This window comes from Methylophilus sp. Leaf408 (genome assembly GCF_916856905.1).
Classification (GTDB): Bacteria; Pseudomonadota; Gammaproteobacteria; order Burkholderiales; family Methylophilaceae; genus Methylophilus.
The window spans coordinates 524,797-547,457 of record NZ_CAKASK010000002.1 but is presented as its reverse complement, the minus strand read 5'-3'; the positions used below and the strand labels follow the sequence as shown (position 1 = coordinate 547,457).

Here is a 22,661-nt window from a genome sequence, read left to right as displayed (position 1 = left end):
TTCTTTATAATACAAACAATTCCCTATCATACACTGCAACCTTGCGGTTTTAAAACCTTAAAGCATTTGATGACCACCGACTACCGCGAAAAAATCGAACACTCCCAAGTCTATGCCGTTGCCCGCCACACGCCGCTGGATATCATGCCAAACCTGTCTGCCAGACTGAGAAATAAGGTCTTGCTCAAGCGTGAGGACATGCAGCCGGTATTCTCATTCAAATTGCGCGGCGCCTATAACAAAATGGCTAATCTGCCGCAGGAATCGCTTGCGCGTGGCGTGATTTGCGCGAGTGCAGGTAACCATGCGCAAGGCGTCGCCCTGAGCGCGCAAAAGCTGGGCTGTCGTGCCGTGATTGTGATGCCGACCACAACTCCAGCAATCAAGATCAATGCGGTACGGGCGCGTGGTGCCGAGGTAGTGTTGTTTGGCGATAGCTATTCTGACGCGTATGCGCATGCGCTCGAAGTTGAAAAAAGCGAAGGCCTGACCTTTGTACACCCATACGATGACCCGGATGTGATTGCCGGGCAAGGCACGATTGCCATGGAAGTTTTGAAGGACCATCCTGAACCTATCGAGGCGATTTTCTGTTGCGTGGGTGGTGGCGGTTTGCTGGCGGGTATTGCCGCCTATGTCAAAGCATTGCGGCCTGAAATCAAGGTCATTGGGGTGGAAGCGCAAGATGCCGAAGCCATGACCGAATCGCTCAAAACTGGCCAGCGCATCATGCTGGAGCAAGTCGGCTTGTTTGCCGATGGCGCCGCTGTAAAGCAGGTTGGAGAGCATACCTTTGCACTGGTGCAGCAATATGTCGATGAGATGATCGTGGTCGATAACGATGAGATCTGTGCCGCGATCAAAGACGTGTTTGAAGACACGCGCAGTATTTTGGAGCCCGCTGGCGCACTGGCTGTAGCGGGATTGAAAGCCTATGCTGAACGGCATCAACTGCAAGGCAAAAGCCTGGTAGCCGTTGCTTCCGGCGCCAATATGAACTTTGACCGCCTGCGGTTTATTGCCGAGCGGGCCGAGTTGGGTGAGCACCGCGAAGCAGTGTTTGCAGTGACGATTCCCGAAACACCTGGTGCTTTTAAATCCTTCTGCCGCTTGCTGGGCAACCGCAACATTACTGAATTCAATTACCGTTATTCCGACGCAAAAAATGCGCATATTTTTGTTGGGGTGTCGGTGCAAAATCCGAATGAACCGGCTGAAATTACCCGCGCGTTGGATGCTGCAGGCCTGAAAGCTTTGGACCTGACTGGCAATGAAATGGCCAAATTGCATCTGCGCCACCTGGTCGGCGGACATGCGCCACAGGCGCGCAACGAAGTTGTTTACCGGTTTGAGTTTCCGGAAAAACCCGGCGCATTGATGAACTTTCTTGAATCTATGGGTCACAACTGGAACATCAGCTTGTTTCACTACCGCAATCATGGCGCCGACTTTGGCCGTGTGCTGGTCGGCATGCAGGTGCCACAGGAAGACAAAGCGGCTTTCGAGCAATTTCTGAAGCAGCTTGGCTATCCCTACTGGGATGAAAGTAACAATCCTGCTTATCAGTTATTCCTGGGCTAAATATTTTTGGTCTTTATCAGCCAATGTGGTGGTTTATATCAACCATTTCATATTGGTGTTAGATCGAAATTGGCGGTATGCAGTGCCTTGGTAGCTGAGAATGAATTTTGCTGGTGTCATTAAACTTAAATAATAATCAGGAGATAGATTGCATGTTGAATTCACCTTTAGCGCGTCGCGCGCGTACCAGTTTGCTGTTGCTGGCATTGGTCGCCACTGTGGCTGCCTGTAACAAACCGGAAGAGCCTGCTGCTGAAGCTGTAGCGCCGGCCTCTGATAATCTGAGCGCCGGCCCGGTAGCTTATGTATCTACGCAAGATGCTGGTGTAGACGTGATTGACCTGGTGACCATGCAAGTGTCCAAACAGTTGAACGTCAAAGCTGAAGGTCCGCGCGGTTTGGCGGTGACTGACGACGGCAAGAAGCTGATTGTCGCCACTAAAGATAACGAAAGCATCTCTGTGATTGATACTGCGACCGGTGAAGTGTTGCAGCAAATCAATGTGGGCAAGAATCCTGAGTTCGTACGCGTGAGTGGCAACTATGCTTTCGTGTCTTCAGAACCTAGCGCTAAAGGCGGGCCTCCACCAAAAGCGGGTGAAGAAGACGATGACGATGATGACGAAGAAAAAATCCCGGCAAAAATCGCTGTGGTTGATTTAACCAAAGGTGAAAAAGTACGCGAAATCACTGGCGGCCCGGAAACTGAAGGGATTGAATTTTCAGCCGATGGCAAGCAACTGGTCATCACCAACGAGGCTGACAATACTGTCACCGTACACAACATCGAAACCGGCGAATTGATCAAAACCGTGCAGACGCATAGCCATGGTGATCGCCCTCGCGGCATCAAGGTTTCTCCAGACGGAAATACCTACCTGGCAACGCTGGAGTTCGGTAATAAATTCCTGGTGCTGGATAAAGAGTTTAATGTGGTACGCACAGTAGACACTGCCGAAACACCGTATGGGATTGCCTATGATGCGAAAGGCGACCGCATTTTTGTTGCGACAAACAAAGCTAAATTGCTGCAAGTGTTTGATGCCAAAACTTTTGAGAAAATCAAAGAAGTACCTACCGGTAACCGTTGCTGGCATTTCAGCTTTACGCCAAATAACAAAGACATTCTGTTGGCGTGCGGTAAATCTGATGCAGTGCTGGTGATTGATGCAGAAAAACTTGAAGTCACCAAGCAGATCGCTGTTAAAAATATGCCTTGGGGCGTAGTGACCTATCCGAAAGCCATGGGTAGCCTGGAAAACGCGAAGTAATCGCTAACTCCGGAAACAAAAAAAGCCCGCAAAATGCGGGCTTTTTTATTCATTTATTTTTATAGATTCTGACAGCAGTTATGCAGTGCGTTTTTTAATCCAGAAAGTAAAAATGCCATCACTCTCTTGCAATTCAAGTAAGGTGTGGCCGGTCTGGCGGCAAAACGCATCGAAATCTTTTTTTGAGCCAGGGTCAGTCGCCATGATCTTCAGCACTTGCGCCGGGGCTAAATCATTCAAGGCCTTTTTACAGCGCAAAATAGGCAAAGGGCAATTCAAGTTACGTGCATCCACTTCTTTATCGCTTACCATTTGAATGTCCTGGAATGAATTTTTAACTACGCAGGTTCAATCGGCAAGCCTGCGCCTGCCCATGCCAATATGCCACCCGCGAGGTGAGAAACGTCAGCACAGCCTTGCGCAAGTGCGAATTCACCTGCAGATACCGAGCGTACGCCACTGCGGCAATAAAACACCAGTTTTTTATCTTGCGGCAGTTGACTAAACGCGGTGGCTAGATTGCCCAAAGGTACATGTAGTGCACCAGGCAATATGCCGGAGACCAGCTCGTGATCATTGCGGATATCAATCAGCAATACCGAAGGGTCATTCAATAAGGGGTGTAAATCATCCGGTGTTAAGTGTTTTAATGACATCAACAAACCCAGGAGTAATATGCCGGGAGGCATGGAAGAAGTGGTGGCCAGAGGCAGAATCGAACTGCCGACACGAGGATTTTCAATCCTCTGCTCTACCGACTGAGCTATCTGGCCAACAACAATTCAGGTCGCCCCGAATTGCAAGAGGCGCATTATAGCAAAGTTATTCGCGTATGCACACAAAAGATAAAAAAATTACTGACATGCCTGTCATGCTTTTGTTGTGCCAGTTATTAAAGCGATAGCAGGGTTTGTTTAGAAGTATGAAATCTATTGAAATCATCCTGGTCTCAGCTTCTTCCATCTTAATCATCAGTGATGAATTATTCAGTGCAACAATGGATTGTGATTGCGGTCACACCTTTTAACAGAGTGCTTTTGAGGTATTTTAAGGTTGCTTCATCTCAGCATTCATAAGTTGGTCAAATAAAAACAGGATAAATGTATGTCAAATTCGGTCATGATTCTAGGTGAAGTATTGGGAGATGTTTTTCCCGAGCAAACCATTATCGGCGGCGCGCCTTACAATGTGGCACGGCACTGTCATGCCTTCGGGCTGGATGTGCATCTCTTAACCTCAGTAGGTAAAGATGCTCTGGGTCAACGTATATTAGATGAAATGCACCATAAGGGCTTGTCTACCAAAGGCGTACAGCAGCATGCCGCATTGCCAACCGGGCAGGTGCACGTACATTTTGAGCAACACGGGCATCGCTTCGAAATCCTGGATAATCAGGCTTATGATGCTCTGGATTGGCTGCCGGTAGAGGCATTAACCCAGCAATACACACCCGAGCTGATTTATTTTGGCACCCTGGCACTCAGGCACGCACCTATGCAGGGCGTGGCGGAACAATGGTTAAAGCTCTGTGATAGCGCCATGGTGTTTTGCGATATTAATCTGCGTGAGCCCTGGTACGACAAAACCAATGTGGCGTTAGCCTTGCAGGCGGCGGATGTGCTGAAGATTAATCATGAAGAATTGCCAGAAGTATCCAGATTGCTAGGTTTGCCGCAAGCGCCAGACCTGGATGCGCAAGCCAGGCAGTTGCTGGATACATTTAAGCTAAGTGAAATGTTTGTCACTTGTGGCGAGCAGGGCAGCTTTTGGCTGGATGAAAATGGTAGCAGTTTCCGTGAGGCGCCAGTGCCATTAAAAACAGCATTCGTCGATAGCGTGGGTGCAGGAGATGCTTACACCGCCATTGTGATACGTGGCCTGCTAGCCGATATGCCTAGGCAAACCATGCTTGCGGATGCGGCCAAATTTGCCGCCGCTATTTGTGGTATCCGTGGCGCAGTGCCTGAAAGCGCAGCGTTTTATAAAGATTTTGCTTAGTAACATCAGTACCAAACGCCTAAAAAAATAGCAAAAACAGAAACTTACTTAAACAAATTTCTTTGCAAGGTGAGTCTTTGTCTCTATAATGCTCGGTTCGAGTAAATTGAATGTCGACGCGGTAGGCAAATAGGTTGTCTGGCTGCAGCGATATTGACGCTAATTAGGAAAATAAAGATGGCTGTTACCGCAGAACAATCCGCAAAGATTATTAAAGAATTCCAACGCAGTCCAGGCGACACGGCTAGCCCAGAAGTACAAGTTGCTTTGTTGACTAACCGTATTACATACCTGACTGAGCATTTCAAAGCTAACAAAAAAGACAACCACTCACGTCGTGGTCTGTTGGCAATGGTTAGCCAACGTCGTAGCCTGTTAGATTACCTGAAAGGTAAAGACGTTAGTCGTTATCAGACATTGATTGAGCGTCTGAACCTGCGTAAATAATTTGGTTAAAGTGACGAAAATTACAGCTCACTTTTAACGAAATAAAAGCCGATGGCATGGTGCTTGCCTCGGCTTTTTTGTTTTTAAAATCCCTGGAATGTTCGAAATAATCAGGGATAAAAATCACCACTGGGGTGGCTTCTGTGGGTATGTTTTGTTCATTAAAACAAAAGCGCACTGACAGAAGTCACCGCATATCGCGAAACGCGGAATAAATGCTTATTCCAAGTTTCTATTGTTGAGATTGGCTATTAGGTAGTGAATAGCCATGGTAGAAAAGGAAAACTAATGTTTGAAATTACTAAAAAAAGCATCCAGTTTGGTGCGCACACCCTGACAATTGAGACAGGTGAAGTGGCACGCCAGGCAGATGGCGCCGTGATGGTGAGCTACGGAGATACTGTGGTACTGGTTGCAGCTACTGCGAAAACAACAGTCAAAGAGGGCCAGGACTTTTTTCCTCTGACTGTGGATTACCAGGAAAAAACCTATGCGGCAGGTCGCATTCCGGGTGGATACTTCAAACGTGAAGGCCGCCCTTCTGAAAAAGAAACATTGACCGCGCGTCTGATCGACCGCCCTATGCGTCCTTTATTCCCAGACGCCTTCTACAATGAGGTGCAAATCGTAGCCACCGTATTGTCTTACGATCCTGAAATCGATGCTGACATTCCAGCCATGATTGGTGCTTCAGCTGCGATCGCATTGTCCGGCATCCCATTCTACGGCCCTATGGGTGCTGCTCGCGTGGGTTACATTAACGGCGAATACGTTTTAAACCCAACCGCTTCACAGCTGACCGAGTCAGCACTGGACCTGGTAGTGGCTGCGACTGAAACTGCTGTAATGATGGTTGAATCCGAAGCTAAAGAGTTGCCGGAAGACATCATGCTGGGTGCAGTTGTTTACGGTCACGAGCAAATGCAATCTGTGATTAAAATCATTAACGAACTGGCTAACGAAGCTGGTAAAGATGCCTGGGACTGGACAGTACCAGAACCAGACACTGCATTGATCGAAAAAATCTCGTCAATTGCTTTTGATGACATCAATGCGGCATTCAAAATCAAATCCAAAGGCGAGCGTTCTGCCAAGCTGGATGAAGTGAAATCACGCGTGATGAGCACTTTAATCACCGAAGAAACTTCTACACTCGAAGCCAACAAGATTAAAGACGAATTCTTCAAGCTGGAAGCGAAAACCGTACGTAGCCAGATCCTGAATGGCGAGCCACGTATTGATGGCCGTGACACCCGCACCGTGCGTCCTATCGTGATCCGCTCTGGTGTATTGCCACGCACGCACGGTTCTGCACTGTTTACCCGTGGTGAAACACAAGCGCTGGTAGCAACTACTTTGGGTACCGGTAAAGATGAGCAAACCATTGATGCCTTGGGTGGCGAGTACTACGACAGCTTCATGCTGCACTACAACATGCCTCCGTTCGCCACTGGTGAAACTGGCCGTGTAGGTACGCCAAAACGCCGCGAAATTGGCCATGGCAACCTGGCTAAGCGCGCATTGAAAGCAGTATTGCCAGCCAAAGGTGATTTTGATTACACCATTCGTGTCGTTTCTGAGATCACTGAATCTAATGGATCCAGCTCTATGGCTTCTGTCTGTGGCGGTTGCTTGTCCATGCTGGACGCTGGCGTGCCACTGACTGCGCATGTTGCCGGTGTGGCGATGGGCCTGATTAAAGAAGGCAACCGCGTCGCGGTGCTGACTGACATTCTGGGTGACGAGGATCACCTGGGTGATATGGACTTTAAAGTAGCAGGTACCGATAAAGGGATTACTGCACTGCAAATGGACATCAAAATCACCGGCATCACAGCACAGATCATGCAAGTCGCCCTGGCACAGGCCAAAGAAGGCCGCGCGCATATCCTGGGCCTGATGAAAGAGGCTGTGTCTGGTGTAAACACCGAAATGTCACAGTTTGCGCCACGTATCATCTCCATGAAAATCAATCCGGACAAAATCCGTGACGTGATTGGTAAAGGCGGTTCCGTGATCCAGGCGCTGACTAAAGAAACCAACACCAGCATCGATATCGAAGAAGACGGTACCGTGAAAATCGCCTGCACCAGTGCAGAAGAAGGTGCTGAAGCGCAACGTCGTATTGCTGCGATTACCGCTGAAGTCGAAATTGGCCAGGTTTACGAAGGCCCAGTGGTCAAGATCCTTGATTTCGGTGCTGTAGTGACATTGTTGCCAGGTAAAGATGGCCTGGTACATATTTCACAAATTGCACACGAGCGTGTGAAAGCAGTAGGTGATTACCTCAAAGAAGGCGACATCGTGAAAGTTAAAGTGGTTGAGTTAGATGACAAAGGTAAAGTGCGCTTAAGCATCAAAGCCTTGATCGACCCGCCTGCAAGAGAAGAAACACCAGCTGCTGAGTAATTAGCAGTGAAGAAAAAAGCCCGCGCAAGCGGGCTTTTTTATTGAGTTTACAAGCTTGCGCAATCGCGCTGATATCCTGAGCAGATAATGTCGCCAACTGTAGAAGATCGTAATCACACAAGCAAAGAAATTTCAGGGCAGATTCCTTCTGAGAAGCACTTTGTTAAGCGGAACGACCATCGTAATGTTGCACAGGGATACTGCCCAGATCGATATCCTCAATGCAGCGGATATTGATAGCAGCCATGGCATTGCCTTTCGCATCCATACCCTGACCATAAGGGTGAATGCCGCATATGGGACAGAAATGATGTTTGATGACGTGTTTATTGAATGTGTAAGTGCTGATAGCGGACTCAGGAGTCAGCAACTTTAATTCTGTGAAGGGTACAAACCAGAGCAAAGACCCCTTGCGCTGACAAAGGGAACAGTTACAGGCTAACGCGCCGGTGATTTCACCTTGCACCTCAAATGCAATATTGCCGCAATGGCAGCTGCCTTTACAGGTCATGACCTTTCTCCTTTCATCGTTCTGATAGCCATTTGTACATCACCAGTGCATCCACATAGCCCCTGCTTGGATGTCTGAATGCTTTTGGTAACCTGCCTACTGTTTCAAATCCCAGTTTGGACCATAAGCGCACAGCACCTTCATTACTGGAGGCAACAAAGTTGAACTGCATGGCCTGGTAACCCAATGATTTTGCCAATTGCTGCGAGTGCTCGCACATGGTTGTCGCAAGACCTAAACACGCGCAGCGGATGACACCATATAACCGCAATTGCAGACATGATCACCGCCACCAGGCTGGTTGGTTTTGATGTAATAGCTACCTAATATCTGCCCGTTTTCTTCTGCGACAAAGGTTTTTCGTGGCGTCTCCATCCATAATGTAATCGCCTGTTCCCGGGTTGTGTCACGCGGGTAGGCATAGGTTTCTCCAGCAGAAACGATCTCATGGAAAAATGGCCAGATCTGCTCAAAGTCTGCCAGAGTTGCTTCACGGATATGCATCGATGACTTTCTTCTGTAAGTCTTGTGTTACAGCAATTTGCTACCTAAAGGCACTTCATGTTCCGGCATGCACAATGTGACATTGCCTTCCGCATCGTGAAAGCCAGTGACCAGGCATTCAGACATAAACGGCCCAATTTGTTTAAGGGGAAAATTGACCACCGCGACGACCAGTTTTCCTACCAGTATTTCCGGGGTGTAGTGCGCTGTGATTTGGGCACTGGATTTGCGGATACCAATCTCAACACCAAAATCGATTTGTAACTTATAGGCGGGTTTACGCGCTTCGGGAAATATCTCTGCAGAAAGTACGCGTCCCACGCGTAACTCTACTTTGGTGAAGTCACTCCATTCGATTTGATTCATTTTTGCGATAAGTCTAGTTAGCGAATCAGCCCAGAGATCGCTTTGAACTGCGGATGCGTTGCGCCTTGCATAGGCTCGAATAACACAGATTCTGTATTGGTAATGATGCAGCCAGCTGCCTGTAATCTCGCCAACGCATTTAAACGATGGGCTTCATTGCGTGAGATCACTGCGTCTTCAACCAAAAATACCTGCTTGCCGGAAGCCAGTGCATCTAATGCGGTTTGCAATACACAGATGTGGGCTTCCAAGCCAAACAGTACAACTTGTGGTGCGACGCTGACGGAAGATTCCTGCAAGGCTGCTTCATGCCAGGCGGAGAAAGCCAGCTTGCCGAAACGTGGTGTGTACTCTGGTAACAGAGCCTGCAATTCCGGCAGCGTTTCGCCCAGTTTTTCCGGATACTGCTCAGTCACCCATAGGGGAATATTGAGGAGTTGTGCGCCCTGGATCAGTCGCTGAATGTTATTCACCACGGCGGACATGGCGTCTTTTTGCATGGCTGCACATAAGCGTGTTTGCACATCGACCAGCATCCAGACGGCGTCCGTGCTTGCTATGATGGTATTCATACTATTTCCTTGCCAATTGCTGGTCTATATCCTGCAAATCCGCTTCCGATACAATGCCACTGGCGGTTTTGAGGCGGATGATATTGACCAGATAGTTGTAGCGAGCCTGCAATAAGTCACGGTTGGCGCTGAAATATTGCTGTTGTGCGTTGAGCACATCTACGCTAGTGCGTATACCGACTTCGTAACCTAGCTGGGTGGAGTCCATCTGGCTCTGGCTACTTTTGAGCGCCTGCTCCAGCGCTTTCACCTGGGCGATGCTGGTATTCAGGTTCAAATAGGCGCGCTGGGTTTCCAGTGTGGTCTGGCGCAATGCATTCTGCAAGTCATCAAGTGCTTTTTGCCGGTTAAAAGCGGCCTGTCGCACGCGCGAGGTAACGGCGCCTCCCTGGTATAGCGGCATGGAGACTTCCACACCAATACTGGCGCTTTTCAGGTCGCCGCCAAATCCGTACTGGCCGCCATTGCTGTAACTATCCTGGTAGCTGGCAACCGCATCCACTGCCGGGTAATGTCCGGCCCGCGCAATTTCAATGTCTTTTTCACTTACCTGCACGGTTTCCTGCTGGATCTGGATATTGAGGTTGCTGGCATTAGTGACATCCTGCCACTCCTGCATGGCTTTCAGATTGGATGTGACCTGTATATCTTCGCGAACGCTTGCGAGTTGTTCAGGCAGTTTGCCTGTGATCGCCTGCAGGCTGCGTCTGGCAATTTCCATGTCATTTAGAGCAGAAAGTTCTTGCGCGGCAATCAGGTCATAACGTGCCTGCGCTTCGTTAACATCGGTCACGGTGGCGGTGCCTACTTCAAAATTCGCGTTTGCCTGTTGCAACTGGCGTTGAATGGCTTTTTTCTGCGCTTCGATCAAGGTGATGCGATCTTGCGCAAGCAACATATCAAAGTAAGCCTGCGTAGTGCGCAACATCAGCCCTTGCTGGGCAAGGTGAAATTGCTTGTCTGCAATGCTGACCTGCACTTTGCTCTGGTCTATGCGTTCCAAGTTTTCTTTGCGAAAAATTGGTTGCCTGGCTTGCAGCTGGGCCTGGTAGCCTTCAAAGTTATTGCGTCCGCCGGGGAAAGGTGCCGGACTACCAATAATCTTTAAATCGGTACGGTTGGCATTGGCGCCCGCCAGAAAATTAACCGAAGGCCGATAGCCGGCCTTGGCTTGTTCTATGATTTCCTGCGCGGCCTGATTCGCACTCCCAGCAGAAGCGAGCACCGGGTCATTGGCTTTGGCTTCCTGATACACGTCCATCAAGCTTTGTGACGCTGCCAGAATGGCTTGCGGTATGCACAAGGCGGTCAGTAGCAAAACCCGTGACAAGATATTCATAGCGCGTTAATCTAGCTTAGAAAGAGAATGCTTGTGCTTGCGGTGCGTTCTGCATTTCTGTCAGGCTGGTCTCAAACAGCACGTCCTGTTTGTAGCTGTGCTCTGCCAGGCGCTGGATCAAGGTTGCCTGCATGACCGGGGCTTTACCCAGCACAATCAGCATGCGGCCACCTATGCTCAGCTGGCGACGGACGCCTTCAGCCTCTACCGGGCTTGAGGCAGTGAACACAATCGCGTCAAACGGCGCATTGGATTCCAATCCGCTATGACCATCAGCTTCTATCACCTGCACATTATGGATGCCTTGTTTGCTCAGGTTCTGGCTGGCTAATTCACACAAGTCAGGGAATATCTCAAGCGCGGTCACTTGCGCAGCGTGTTGCGCCATCAAGGCCGCCAGGTAGCCACTGCCAGCGCCTATCAGTAATACTTTGTCCGTCGCTTGCAATTGCAAAGCCTGTAAAAAACGGCCTTCCACTTTAGGGCTCAGCATTTGCTGATCATGCGCCAAGGGAATCTCAATGTCGGCAAAGGCTAGCCCGCGATAAGCATCTGGGACAAAGTTTTCACGCGGGATACTGTTGAGTGTTGCCAGTACTTTAGGGTCCAGCACCTCCCAGGTGCGGATCTGTTGCTCAATCATGTTAAAACGTGCGGTTGCCTGGTCTGTCATGGTCTAGTCCTGTGTGTAAGTTCAATGTCCATCTAGTTGCAGAATTCAAGGCAATTACCTTTTAAATCCTGCCCTGCATTTAATGCCTGTCTGGTCTCAGTATTATAGTTTATTGCGTCATCATTTCGCGGTTCTTGCGGTAAGCCTTGCCCAGAATGTATACAGGGCTGGTACAAACAAAATGGTAAGCACAGTAGCCACTGCCAAGCCGCCCATAATGGCGACGGCCATCGGTCCGAAGAACACACTGCGTGTCAGCGGAATCATCGCCAAAATGGCAGCGGCGGCAGTGAGCACGATAGGCCGGAAGCGGCGTACGGTAGATTGCACAACTGCCTGTTCCAGCGAAGCACCTTCGGCGATATCCTGGTTAATCTGGTCGACCAGAATCACCGAGTTGCGCATGATCATGCCGGATAATGCAATGCTGCCGAGCATGGCCACAAAGCCAAACGGCATATTAAACAGCAACAGGGCGAAGGTGATGCCTATCATCCCTAATGGGGCAGTGAGCACCACCAGTAATACATTCGAGATACTGCGTAACTGCAACATCAGTAAAGTAAATACCGCCGCGAAAAACAAGGGCACACCTTTGGCCACTGATTTGGCACCTTTGGCTGATTCTTCTATCGCACCGCCAGTTTCTACAGTCACGCCAGCAGGCAGCTTTTGCAGTATGGGCTGAATCGCTTTCGTGATTTGTGTAGACACTACCGGCGCTTGCATATTGCCTCGTAAGTGGGCGCGCACCGTGAGCGAAGGCACGCGATTACGCCGCCAGATCACGCCTTCTTCAAACCCGTCATGGATATTGGCAACCTGCGCCAGGGGGACACGCTCGCCACGTTGGCTTAATACCGTGAGTTGCGCCAGTTGCGAGAGCTTGCTGTGTTCTGCCCCGGTACTGCGCATCACCAGGTCTATCCGTTCATTGCCTTCCCTGAATTCGCTGACTACTTGTTCGTAATACTGCGTATTCAGCAATTGCGCGATATCAGGCGAACTCACCCCTAACAGCCTGGCTTTGTGCTGGTCGATATCCACATGAATCACTTTACTTGGCTCTTCCCAGCCTAGCTGTACGTTACGCAAATGTGGGTTGGCGCGCATGGCATCGGCAATCTTGTGTGCAACCTCCCTGATTGCCGGCAGATTCTGCCCGTCGACACGAAATTGTACCGGGAAACCCACTGGCGGACCATTTTCCAGCCGCAGGATAGATGCGCGCAGTTGCGGGAAGTCATGTTCGAACAATGTCAGCAGGTCGTTACGTAAAGCTTCCCGCTGTTGCAAGTTGCCACAGAGAATCACCAGTTGCGCAAACGCGCGATGAGGCAGTTGCACATCCAGGGGCAAATAGTAACGCGGGGCTCCTGAGCCGACATAAGACACTACATTTTGTAGCGGCGCGTGATTTTTTTGCCATTGCTGTAACCAATGCTCAAGCTTTTTCACCGCCTCATCGGTGGACTGGTCACTGGCATTTTCGGCCAGGCGCAAATCGACCACAATTTCCAGCCGGGTGGAGTCTGGAAAAAACTGCTGTTGTACTTTGCCAAAACTGAACATGGACACTGCAAACAGAATGATAGTGGCGATAATGACAAGACCTTTGTGCATCACACACCAGCTGACAATATTTTGTAGACGTTTATAAAATTTGGTCTCATAGATATCGTGGTGGTGAGCGCTTGCTTCGCTTTCAGGCTTGTTTTTAAAACCCAGGAAATACTTTATTTTTTGCATTACTCCGCCAGGCGCCCTGGTTTGTTGTGCAGCATCAGGTAACAGGTGATAGCCTAAAAACGGCACGACGATCACCGCAGCCACCCATGATAAAGTCAACGCAATTGCGGATACCTGGAAAATGGAACGGGTATATTCCCCGGTTGAGGACACTGCAATAGCAATCGGCAAAAAACCGGCTACAGTGACCAGCGTGCCGGTCAGCATAGGCATCGCGGTGGAGGTGAATGCAAATGAGGCCGCGTCCATACGCGCCCAGCCCTGTTCCATTTTCGATGCCATCATCTCTACCGCAATAATGGCATCATCCACTAACAAGCCCAATGCCAGAATCAAGGCCCCTAGCGAGATTTTGTGCAAGCCTATGCCAAACCAGTCCATCATCAGGAAAGTGCCTGCGAGTACGATCGGGATTGCCACCGCGACCACGATGCCGGTCCGCCAGCCTAGAGAGAGCAGGCTGACTGCCAGCACAATGATCAAGGCTTCGGTCAGGGAATGTACAAAGTCTTGTACCGAGTGCTGGACAATATCCGGCTGTGACGTTACAGGGTGCAGTTGCACACCTACCGGAAGCTGTTTTTGCACGCTGGTGATGTTTTGTTGCAACGCTTCACCCAGTGCAATCACATCGCCGCCTTGCTGCATGCTAACACCAATCAATAATGCCGACTGGCCGTTGAAGTGTATGCGTTGTGCAGGCGGGTCAGCGTAACCGCGTTTGATGGAGGCAATCTCTCCCAGGGTCAGGTTTTGATTACCAGCGCGAATAGGAAACTGACGCAAATCTTCTAATGTTTGTAAGCGCCCGCTGACACTGAGCCTGATGCGTTCCGGCCCTGCATCAAATGTGCCTGAACCGATGACTGTGTTTTGCTGTTTCAGCATCTGCGCCAGTTGGGCCGGACTGATGCCCAGCGAGGTCAGTTTCTGGTTGGAGATCTCGATAATAATTTTCTGTGGCTGTTCACCGAAGAGATCGACTTTTTCCACATCTGGTAGTTTGAGCAAGCGTGACCGTACCCATTCAGCCTGCCGTTTCAGTTGCTGCGGGTTAAGGCCATCGGCCGTGATGGCGTACATAGTCCCGTAGACATCACTGAACTCATCGTTAAAGGTCAGGCTTTGCAGGTCGCTGGGAAAAGTGTGGCGGATATCGCCTATCTTTTTACGTATTTGATACCATAATTCGGGAATCTTCTCCGAGAAAGTATTATCACGGATCACAATGAAAACCACCGATTCACCAGGTCTTGAATAGCTGCTGGTGTAATCGATAGAGGGAATTTCCTGCAGTTTTTTCTCTATCCTGTCAGTGACTTGCTGCTCGACTTCCTGGGCTGATGCCCCTGGCCAGCTGGCGCGGACCAGCATCACCTTGAAAGTGAATGGCGGGTCTTCAGATTGCCCGAGGTGGGTATACGCCAGTACACCGCCTATCAGCGTCAGGATAATAAAATACAGTACCAAGGCTTGGTTTTTCAATGCCCAGGTCGAGAGGTTAAAGCGCTGGTGTAGCTCTGGGTTCTGCTGGTTATCCGGCATATTAGGTGCAGTCATTTAGCGAAGCACCTCGGGTGCAGGCGTCACCGCTTGTACTTGCATGCCTTCGGTCAATGTATGCACGCCGATAGTGGCGATAATTTCGCCTGCTTGCAGGCCAGAAGTAATTTCTATCCCTTGTTCGCTGAGTAAGCCGGTCGTGACCGGGCGCAGATGTACTTGCTGTTGCGGATCAATTACCCAGACTGCTGCTTGTTGACCATTTTGCGTCACCGCGGTGGAAGGGACGATAATTTTTTGCGCGGTATTCGCCTCAGAGAACATTACGTCTGCAGTCATTCCCAGCTTGATGCGATGATCAATATTGAGTAGCTGGATACGTAAATCGAAAGCATGTGTCTGGCTGTTAGCCGCTGGTGAAATTTCACGGATACGTCCGGTATATGGCTGTGCTGATTCCTTAAGCGTGACCAGTGCCGTATCCCCGATCTTCAGCTCCGCTATGGTGGTTTCCGGTACAGAAATCTGGATTTCAAGTGTCTGCAAATCATAAATTTGCGCAACGGTCTGCCCGGCGGCAACCACTTGTCCAGGTTCTGCCTGAATCATGCCGATTACCCCTGCACGATCAGCGAGTAGTTGTGTGTAGGCGGTTTGGTGCTGGCTGACTGCCGCTTGCGATTGGGCTTGTGCCAGGCGAGCCTGCGAGGTTTTGACCTGGGTCTCGTAGCTTTCCAGTGCGGATTTGGAAATGAATTGTTTTTGGTAAAGCTGCTCGCGACGGGCTAGTTCTGATTTTGCCAGTGACAGGTTGGCCTGCGCAGTCTGCACCTCGGCACTGGCTGCCTGCGCGTTAAGCCGGGAATCATTCGGGTCCAGCCGTGCAATCAACTGGCCTTTCTTAACCATGTCTCCCACATTCACATCACGAGAAGTAATCTTGCCGGCAATGCGGAAGCCGATGCTGGATTCGTAGCGCGAGCGAACTTCACCGGTGTAACTCCCACTTGCATGAGTATCTGTAGTACCCACCTTCATCACCCATACCGGGCGTGGGGCGGCAACTTCCTGGTTTTCCTTGTGGCAGGCACCCAGTAGCAGGCTGAAGCATAGCGTCAATAAAAAAGCGTTATTCATGTGGAGTAACTTTCAACAATCCTTGTAAACACATGCGCATCATGAAATCGATACGGGCTTCGATGGGCTGCCAATTGATCCAGGCATCATCGGCCATGTTGATCTGCAATGCGCACAACCCATGCATGGATGCCCATACGGTTTGTGCCAGGAGAACAGGATGATTAAATTCATCTTTAAATATGCCGGCCGCACAAGCGCTGGTAGCCACCCCTATCAGCTGGGCATAGCCGTCCTGCTCAGGGTTATGTTGTTCAATGCTTGATAAGGCCGGGTCGCAAGGAAGATGTGGCGTCATGAACATCATGCGGTAATGATTGGGGTTAGCCAGCGCAAACTGCACATAATGCTGGGCAAACTGCAAAAACCGTTCCAGCGGATCGCTGATGGCTAAAGTAGAGTGCAGCGCCTGTGCCAGCTTAAGTGCATCGGCATCCACCACTGCACGCAGTAATTGTTCCTTGTCACTGAAGTAAAGGTAAATGCTGGTGGCTGAATAGCCGATCTTGTTCGCCACGCCTCGCATGGTCACTGCATCTACCCCGTGATGAATAAACAGGTCTCGTGCCGCATCGATGATGACGGTGCGGATAGCCAGTTTTTCAGCATCTGTTTTTACTTTTGGGGGCATGAATTCGGTAGCGGAATTTATTGTTAACAACGTTAACTTAACATTGTTAAATTACAAAGTCAAATCATGCTGGCATTTCAGCCAAGAATGGTGCAGAGTAACAAATGTGATACACCGGTGTTCAGGGAGGGCTGATTAGCTGGGTGGTAACAAACTCTGCCTTTCACCGGCATGCATCATACCGATGTCCGTAGCGATCAAAGAATCGAGCGGGCGGCGAGTCCAAAAACGATTAGGAGCGATTCAGTATGAATGTTCGGCAGCGTTGGGTTAGTTTTATGGGGCGTGTTTTATTGTCTTTAATTTTTGTTATCAGCGGCATTACTAAATTGTTGGATCCTGCGGGTACTATCGCCTATATTGAAAGTGCTCATTTACCTTTACCGCAGATAGCCTATGCGGTGGCATTGTTCGTGGAGCTGGGATTAGGCATCGCGTTATTAGTCGGATTTCGGTCGCAACTAGCGGCAGCGGGGATCGCCATTTTTACCTTTGTCACGGCGCTGACGTTTCATAGCAATATGGCCGATCCGGTACAGGTCATCATGTTCCTGAAAAACATCACCATTATTGGCGGCCTGCTTGTTGTCATCGCCTTTGGGCCTGGCGGTTACAGCGTGGATAAAGGCAAGCGATTGGTTCTTAATCAGTGATCAGCGCTCAATAGTTCGGATCTGGTTTCACCTGATCCGAACCATTGCTGCAAATGTGCCACCAATGCCAGCGTGTTCGCAGAAACCTGCTTATGGTAAGGATACATGGCATAAATACCCGCCTGTTGTATGGTGTAATCAGCCAGCACCTCTACCAGCTTTCCGTTTTGTAGCGCCTCCATCACATAAAATGCGGGTAAGCCTGTGATACCCAGTCCTGCAATCGCGGCATCGCGCAACACCTCACCATGGTTGGATCTTAAGCGTGGTTGTATATGAATACGTTGCAGCTGGTCGTTTTCGTTGAATATCCACTCGCTGGCACGGTGTGTCAGGCACGCATGCGATGTTAATGCATGTGGAGATAGGGGTGCGCCATGACGCGCGATATAGTCCGGGCTGCAGCAAAAACGCATGGCAGCATCTTCCAGTTTGCGCGCCACCATCCCTTCTTCCGGCTGGTCAGTGACACGAATGACCATGTCATAACCTTCACTGACGATGTCCACTTGCCGGTTATCTGCATCCAGCCAGATTTCAAGCATGGGATGCAATTGCATAAAGGCGGTCAGCGCAGGCGCCAACCGTAAGTTGGCATATGAAAGCGGGGTGGAGATTTTGAGTAAGCCGCGTAATTTATCCGAACGATGACTGATTTCAACCTCTACGTCATGCATGGCTTGCAAAATATGCTGAGCACGCTGGAAAAAAACTTTTCCCGTTTCTGTGGGTGATAACTTGCGCGTGGTGCGTTGCAATAAACGCACACCCAAACGCGCTTCAAGCGCAATGATACGACGGCTGACCAGCTGTTTGGAAATCCCCAGCACTTTAGCAGCGCTGGTGAAATTGCCATGTTTGACCACTTCAATAAAAAAACGCATCTCTTCAAATGAATGCATATATTGTCAACTTAAATGAGACAGTGATACTTAAATAACAGGGATTATCAATTTTTCTATTCAGGAATACAATACAACGTATTAGTCATCAGCATGACAAGTTTATTTCAATGGCTAATGCCCACTCATTCACAGGAGGAGTAGAACATGAATTCATTTCAATCAGCAGTCAGCGTTTTAGGCCGTGTTTTGTTATCACACATTTTTATTATCAGCGGCCTTGGCAAAGCAGCCAATCCTGAAGGCACCATCGGCTACATTCAAAGTGTAGGCGCACCTATGCCGGAAGTCGCTTATGGCATAGCATTGTTTGTAGAGCTGGTGTTAGGTATTGCTTTGCTGGTGGGCTTTAAAGCACGTTGGGCTGCTGCCGGTATTGCCCTGTTTACGCTGGCAACGGCGTTTCTGTTCCATTTCAATCTGGCTGACCAGATGCAACAGATCATGTTCCTGAAAAACTTAACGATTGTGGGTGGTTTATTGCTGGTAGTCGCGTTCGGCGCCGGTGCTTACAGTCTGGATAATCGCCGTCGTTCATAAAGTCACATAGCCGGGGGCTGCTAGATGACGACCTTGTTCGTTTCGCATGGGGCGCCGACGCTGGCGCTGGAACCAGGGGAGACCGGCAAAATGCTGTCAATCCTGGCAGAATCCTTGCCTAGGCCGGACGCTATACTGGTCATCTCTGCGCATTGGGACACGCGCGTGCCTATGGTCAGTCTGGCAGCGCATCCACCAACCATTCATGATTTTGCCGGATTTCCGGCGGCATTATATGGCATTCATTACCCGGCTCCTGGCGCACCCGCATTGGCTAACAAAGTGGTTGAGTTATTAGCGGCGCATGATATTCAAGCGCAAACGCAAGCTGATCGTGGCCTGGATCACGGTGCCTGGGTACCGTTGTCGCTGATGTATCCCGAAGCCGATATTCCGGTGACGCAACTATCAATACAGAGCCGCAGTACACCGGCAGCGCAATTCGCGCTGGGCCGGGCATTACAGGATTTGCATGATCAGAATGTGCTGATCCTTGCTTCGGGTGCTATTACGCACAACTTGTCAGACCTTTTTACCGGGCAGCGCGATGCGGCACCGTTAGCTTATGTGAATGCGTTTGCCGACTGGATTGCCGATCAGCTGGCTGGAGAACAAGCACAAACATTATTAAATTACCGCACGGAGAATCGTCAAGCAATACAGGCGCACCCGAGCGAAGATCACCTGATGCCTTTGTTTGTCGCGGCAGGCAGTGGGCAGGGTGTACCAAAAAGATTCACGCCAGAAACCACTTACGGCATTCTGGCGATGGATGCTTATGTGTGGAAGGCTGATTTAAACAGCTAGTGAAGTATGTGAAATCACTTAACGAAGCCCATATTGGTTGAGTTTATTCCAGAGTGAACGCTCACTGATTTCTAGCAGCTTCGCCGCTTTGGTTTTATTGCCCTGACAAGCTTCCAGAGCCTGTGAAATCAGTCGCTTTTCCATGGCTTCCGTGGTGCGGGGGATAGAAAGCGCATTGCTATCTGAAGCTACTTCAATGGATGACTCGGGGAGTTGTTTACCAATATCCGCTGGCAAATGTTGCGGTTGTATGGTCTGGTTCGCTGCCAGAATCGCGGCGCGTTCGAGAATGTTCTCCAGTTCACGCACATTGCCTGGCCATGCATAATGTTGCAGGCAAAGTCTGGCGCTCTCACTCAGCTGGCACTGACGTTTACCAAGAAAAAACTCCGACAGTAATCCTATATCGTCGTTACGTTCACGCAATGGCGGAATCTGCAATTGCAGCACGTTTAAACGGTAATAAAGATCTTCCCGTAGCTTGCCTTCCTTGACCGCCTGGATTGGGTCGCGATTGGTTGCGGCAACAACCCGCACATCCAGCGCAACCTGCCGGTTACCACCTAGTTTCTCGACGACATTTTCCTGCAATACCCGCAGTAATTTTGACTGTAATTGAATAGGCATTTCGGTAATTTCATCCAGAAAAAGCGTACCGCCATTGGCCAGTTCAAATTTACCAATGCGTTCTTTCACTGCGCCGGTGAAAGCGCCTTTCTCATGCCCAAACAATTCGGATTCAAGAATATCTGCCGGGATAGCTGCGCAGTTGATGGCTACAAATAACGCCGAATTGCGGGGAGAGGCTTCGTGCAGGGCTTTGGCAACGAGCTCCTTGCCAGTGCCGGTTTCACCGACGATAAATACCGTTGCCTTTTCCGGCGCGGCTTGTTGAATCATCTGTTTCAGTGATTGCATGGCCAGGCTATTGCCTACCAGGCCGGTAATATCCGGTTGCTGGGTTTCTTTGAAAAACCTGTTTTCCTGCTTGATACGTTTGAGCGTCAGGGCTTTATCAATGGCGACTTCCAGTGTTTCCAGCTCAAACGGGCGCAAAATATAATCGCTGGCACCCAGTTTCATTGCTGCAACTGCAGTTTTAATTTCACCTTGTGCAGTCACCATAATGAAGGGCAAATGCTCATGTTCTTTGCGCAAGGTTTCCAGCAATTGCAGGCCATTCATGCCTGGCATATGTAAATCACTGACCACCAGGTCTATCTGCTGTTGCTGGATAAACGCCATCGCCTCGCGTCCATTGCCAGCTGAAAGGGCACGATAACCGGCCTGGCGCAGGCTGATTTCCAGCAGGCGCCGCATATTCGGCTCATCATCAACGGCGAGGATAGTGATTGGGGTTGTCATGCCTTATTCTGACTTAAATTTCAGGACTTTATTCAAACGGAAAGGCAAGGTTGAATTGTGCGCCTTGCCACGGGCTGGTGCTGTAGGTGATTGTACCACCGTGTGCTTCGACGATTTGTTTGACCACCGCCAGGCCCAACCCTACACCACCGGCACGCTGGGTAAAAAAAGCTTCAAATAAATGTGCCTGCTGCGCTGGTGGCACGCCAGGCCCATTATCTGCCACCGATAGATAGGCATAAAGTGGGTCATGAGATAAAGAAATGGCTACCTGGCCATGCTCGGGCAATATCTGGATGGCATTGATAATCAGGTTGACCAGCACCTGGGTCATCTGGTCCTGGTCGGCGGCAATAGTCACTGGTTCGGGTGCATTTAATGACAGCTGGATATGTTTATCCTGTGCCTGTTTTTGCAACATATCGCAAACATGTTGCAAGTGAGATTGCAGCTCCAGTGGCGTTTTGCTCGGCAAGCGCGGCCTGGCCGAATCAATCAGCGACGTCACCAGTTTGTTCAGGCGCTCGGTCTCGGAAATAATAAATCCCAATACTTCGCGGCCATCTTCACTCAGTGTAGGTTCGCGTTTCAGTACATCAGCCGATGAGCGCATGATGCCTAATGGTGTACGCACCTCATGACTCATGGCCGCGGCCATTTCCCCAACCACTGCCAGTTTGGCTGCGCGTGTCAATTGTTGTTCAGACTCGGCCAGTTCGGCGGCCATTTTAGTGAATGTCTGGTGCAGCGCCTGTACCTCCACCGGGCCACTCAGCGGCGGGGCAACCACATTCGGACGCCGCAATTGCTGTACAAAGCGGATCAGTTCTTCCAGCGGTTGCGTGATGCGCTTTGCAATCGGCCGCACCAGCAGTAAAGAGAAAAACAGGATCACCACTAAAAGGATCATGAAAATAAGCCCCAGGCGGTGTACCGGAGCGACGGCAACATCATGTTCTTTGTTGAGTTTTACTTCCCAGCCGTAAATTGGCAGTGTGCTTTCAATGGGGATATGCGTATGCAGGTTGTAGCGTGGTTGTGACCAGTTTCTGGACTGTGCCAGCAGTCGGCCATGTTCATCTACCAAGGCAAGCTCAGTGGAGTGTTGAGCGGCATGGTTGAGCAAGTTCTGGATCACTGACCAGTTAAACGTGGCAATCAGGTGGCCGATAGGTTGCAGGGTCAAATCAGAATAAACGGGCGTAGCAATCATCAACTGATCATTTTGCAAATGATAGATGGTGATTGGCTGATCGTCTTCTTTAAACGAGAACCAGACTGGCGGGCTGGTAAGCCGTTGGTTGATGTGCTGCGGATTACTGGAGGCAACAATGATGGATTGCAGGTCGACCACGTCAATCGAAATATATTGAGCGGCATAGCTTAAGTGGGTTTCTTCGAGAAAGACAGATAGCCGCTTATCAATGTCACCAATTTGCATGTCTTGCATGATCGCCAGCTGGCTCCAGCTGCGCACGTTTTGCACACGTTCAAACAGCACGCGGTCTATGTGTTCGCCTACTGCTTTACCTGTCGTTTTCAGGTCATGTTTTATTTCGGTGCGCAACGCGGTGCGTGCCTGGTAAAAGCTGAGCACACTCACCAATAGTGCCGGCAATAATCCTGCCAGCAAAAATGCGATTAGCAGCATTTTTCGGATGGTTAAAGGCGAATGTTTAGGCATGGAATATGAGAAAATACGG

General features: G+C 49.9%; 23 protein-coding genes and 1 tRNA gene. 8 read left to right on the top strand and 16 right to left on the bottom strand.

Features of this window, described 5'->3' with window-relative positions; translation table 11 throughout:
• Positions 1 to 69: 69 nt before the first annotated feature.
• Both ilvA and LPA26_RS13530 read left to right on the top strand, forming a co-directional pair.
• Positions 70 to 1,581, top strand: coding sequence for a threonine ammonia-lyase, biosynthetic (gene ilvA, locus LPA26_RS13535; RefSeq protein ID WP_229008739.1), 1,512 nt, complete (start codon positions 70 to 72; stop codon positions 1,579 to 1,581).
• 152 nt (positions 1,582 to 1,733) lie between these two features.
• Entirely contained in the window at positions 1,734 to 2,852 is a 1,119-nt protein-coding gene (locus tag LPA26_RS13530; RefSeq protein ID WP_055872073.1) for a beta-propeller fold lactonase family protein, read from the top strand.
• Positions 2,853 to 2,930: 78 nt separating this feature from the next.
• Here LPA26_RS13530 and LPA26_RS13525 read toward each other — a convergent pair whose 3' ends face one another.
• The 3 genes from LPA26_RS13525 to LPA26_RS13515 all read right to left on the bottom strand — a co-directional run bounded on the left by LPA26_RS13525 (position 2,931) and on the right by LPA26_RS13515 (position 3,625).
• The gene (locus LPA26_RS13525; RefSeq protein WP_055829000.1) at positions 2,931 to 3,164 is read right to left on the bottom strand and encodes a sulfurtransferase TusA family protein; all 234 of its coding nucleotides are present in this window, start codon (positions 3,162 to 3,164) and stop codon (positions 2,931 to 2,933) included.
• Positions 3,165 to 3,190: 26 nt separating this feature from the next.
• Positions 3,191 to 3,508 carry a rhodanese-like domain-containing protein gene (locus LPA26_RS13520; protein ID WP_162241169.1) on the bottom strand — a complete coding sequence of 106 codons (318 nt, stop codon included), beginning with the start codon at positions 3,506 to 3,508 and terminating at the stop codon, positions 3,191 to 3,193.
• A 41-nt stretch (positions 3,509 to 3,549) separates the two neighbouring features.
• A tRNA-Phe gene (locus LPA26_RS13515) sits at positions 3,550 to 3,625 on the bottom strand.
• Positions 3,626 to 3,956: 331 nt separating this feature from the next.
• Here LPA26_RS13515 and LPA26_RS13510 point away from each other — a divergent pair.
• From LPA26_RS13510 to pnp, 3 genes are all read left to right on the top strand, one after another.
• Positions 3,957 to 4,850 carry a PfkB family carbohydrate kinase gene (locus tag LPA26_RS13510; RefSeq protein ID WP_229008738.1) on the top strand — a complete coding sequence of 298 codons (894 nt, stop codon included), beginning with the start codon at positions 3,957 to 3,959 and terminating at the stop codon, positions 4,848 to 4,850.
• A 177-nt stretch (positions 4,851 to 5,027) separates the two neighbouring features.
• Positions 5,028 to 5,297: a 30S ribosomal protein S15 gene (rpsO, locus tag LPA26_RS13505; RefSeq protein ID WP_055828993.1), complete on the top strand. Its 270-nt coding sequence runs from the start codon at positions 5,028 to 5,030 to the stop codon at positions 5,295 to 5,297.
• A 288-nt stretch (positions 5,298 to 5,585) separates the two neighbouring features.
• The gene (pnp, locus tag LPA26_RS13500) at positions 5,586 to 7,706 is read left to right on the top strand and encodes a polyribonucleotide nucleotidyltransferase (RefSeq protein ID WP_229008737.1); all 2,121 of its coding nucleotides are present in this window, start codon (positions 5,586 to 5,588) and stop codon (positions 7,704 to 7,706) included.
• Positions 7,707 to 7,869: 163 nt separating this feature from the next.
• On the opposite strand, the gene LPA26_RS13495 is transcribed toward pnp, so the two are convergent.
• The 10 genes from LPA26_RS13495 to LPA26_RS13450 form a co-directional block, all read right to left on the bottom strand.
• Positions 7,870 to 8,217, bottom strand: coding sequence for a GFA family protein (locus LPA26_RS13495; RefSeq protein ID WP_229008736.1), 348 nt, complete (start codon positions 8,215 to 8,217; stop codon positions 7,870 to 7,872).
• Between the two features lie 13 nt (positions 8,218 to 8,230).
• A complete protein-coding gene (locus tag LPA26_RS13490) occupies positions 8,231 to 8,437 on the bottom strand; it encodes a GNAT family N-acetyltransferase (RefSeq protein WP_229008735.1) in 207 nt (68 codons plus the stop codon).
• A gap of 14 nt (positions 8,438 to 8,451) precedes the next feature.
• Positions 8,452 to 8,721, bottom strand: a complete 270-nt coding sequence (locus tag LPA26_RS13485; protein ID WP_229008734.1) for a GNAT family N-acetyltransferase — start codon at positions 8,719 to 8,721, stop codon at positions 8,452 to 8,454.
• 27 nt (positions 8,722 to 8,748) lie between these two features.
• Positions 8,749 to 9,087, bottom strand: a complete 339-nt coding sequence (locus tag LPA26_RS13480) for a tRNA-binding protein (RefSeq protein ID WP_229008733.1) — start codon at positions 9,085 to 9,087, stop codon at positions 8,749 to 8,751.
• Between the two features lie 17 nt (positions 9,088 to 9,104).
• Positions 9,105 to 9,659 (bottom strand): isochorismatase family protein, encoded by a 555-nt coding sequence (locus LPA26_RS13475; RefSeq protein ID WP_229008732.1) that lies wholly within the window; start codon positions 9,657 to 9,659, stop codon positions 9,105 to 9,107.
• Between the two features lies 1 nt (position 9,660).
• Positions 9,661 to 10,998, bottom strand: coding sequence for a TolC family outer membrane protein (locus LPA26_RS13470; RefSeq protein WP_229008731.1), 1,338 nt, complete (start codon positions 10,996 to 10,998; stop codon positions 9,661 to 9,663).
• A gap of 16 nt (positions 10,999 to 11,014) precedes the next feature.
• Positions 11,015 to 11,671, bottom strand: a complete 657-nt coding sequence (locus LPA26_RS13465) for a protein-L-isoaspartate O-methyltransferase (RefSeq protein ID WP_229008730.1) — start codon at positions 11,669 to 11,671, stop codon at positions 11,015 to 11,017.
• A gap of 120 nt (positions 11,672 to 11,791) precedes the next feature.
• Positions 11,792 to 14,980 (bottom strand): efflux RND transporter permease subunit, encoded by a 3,189-nt coding sequence (locus LPA26_RS13460; RefSeq protein WP_229008729.1) that lies wholly within the window; start codon positions 14,978 to 14,980, stop codon positions 11,792 to 11,794.
• On the bottom strand, positions 14,981 to 16,060 hold the full coding sequence (locus tag LPA26_RS13455) for an efflux RND transporter periplasmic adaptor subunit (protein WP_229008728.1): 1,080 nt from the start codon (positions 16,058 to 16,060) through the stop codon (positions 14,981 to 14,983).
• A complete protein-coding gene (locus tag LPA26_RS13450; protein ID WP_055828970.1) occupies positions 16,053 to 16,691 on the bottom strand; it encodes a TetR/AcrR family transcriptional regulator in 639 nt (212 codons plus the stop codon). The genes LPA26_RS13455 and LPA26_RS13450 overlap by 8 nt, the downstream gene beginning before the upstream one ends.
• Before the next feature lie 248 nt (positions 16,692 to 16,939).
• On the opposite strand from LPA26_RS13450, the gene LPA26_RS13445 reads away from it, so the two are divergent.
• Positions 16,940 to 17,344 carry a DoxX family protein gene (locus LPA26_RS13445; RefSeq protein WP_229008727.1) on the top strand — a complete coding sequence of 135 codons (405 nt, stop codon included), beginning with the start codon at positions 16,940 to 16,942 and terminating at the stop codon, positions 17,342 to 17,344.
• Here the strand turns inward: LPA26_RS13445 and LPA26_RS13440 are convergent.
• Complete coding sequence (locus LPA26_RS13440) at positions 17,338 to 18,246, bottom strand: LysR family transcriptional regulator (RefSeq protein WP_229008726.1); 909 nt, start codon at positions 18,244 to 18,246, stop codon at positions 17,338 to 17,340. The two genes, LPA26_RS13445 and LPA26_RS13440, sit on opposite strands and share 7 nt — an antisense overlap.
• A gap of 147 nt (positions 18,247 to 18,393) precedes the next feature.
• Here LPA26_RS13440 and LPA26_RS13435 point away from each other — a divergent pair, with 147 nt between their 5' ends.
• Positions 18,394 to 18,786 (top strand): DoxX family protein, encoded by a 393-nt coding sequence (locus tag LPA26_RS13435; RefSeq protein ID WP_055828966.1) that lies wholly within the window; start codon positions 18,394 to 18,396, stop codon positions 18,784 to 18,786.
• 24 nt (positions 18,787 to 18,810) lie between these two features.
• Positions 18,811 to 19,593 carry a class III extradiol ring-cleavage dioxygenase gene (locus LPA26_RS13430; RefSeq protein ID WP_229008725.1) on the top strand — a complete coding sequence of 261 codons (783 nt, stop codon included), beginning with the start codon at positions 18,811 to 18,813 and terminating at the stop codon, positions 19,591 to 19,593.
• Positions 19,594 to 19,611: 18 nt separating this feature from the next.
• Here LPA26_RS13430 and LPA26_RS13425 read toward each other — a convergent pair whose 3' ends face one another.
• Positions 19,612 to 20,958, bottom strand: a complete 1,347-nt coding sequence (locus tag LPA26_RS13425; RefSeq protein ID WP_229008724.1) for a sigma-54 dependent transcriptional regulator — start codon at positions 20,956 to 20,958, stop codon at positions 19,612 to 19,614.
• A 28-nt stretch (positions 20,959 to 20,986) separates the two neighbouring features.
• Positions 20,987 to 22,642 carry a sensor histidine kinase gene (locus LPA26_RS13420; protein WP_229008723.1) on the bottom strand — a complete coding sequence of 552 codons (1,656 nt, stop codon included), beginning with the start codon at positions 22,640 to 22,642 and terminating at the stop codon, positions 20,987 to 20,989.
• Between the last annotated feature and the right edge of the window lie 19 nt (positions 22,643 to 22,661).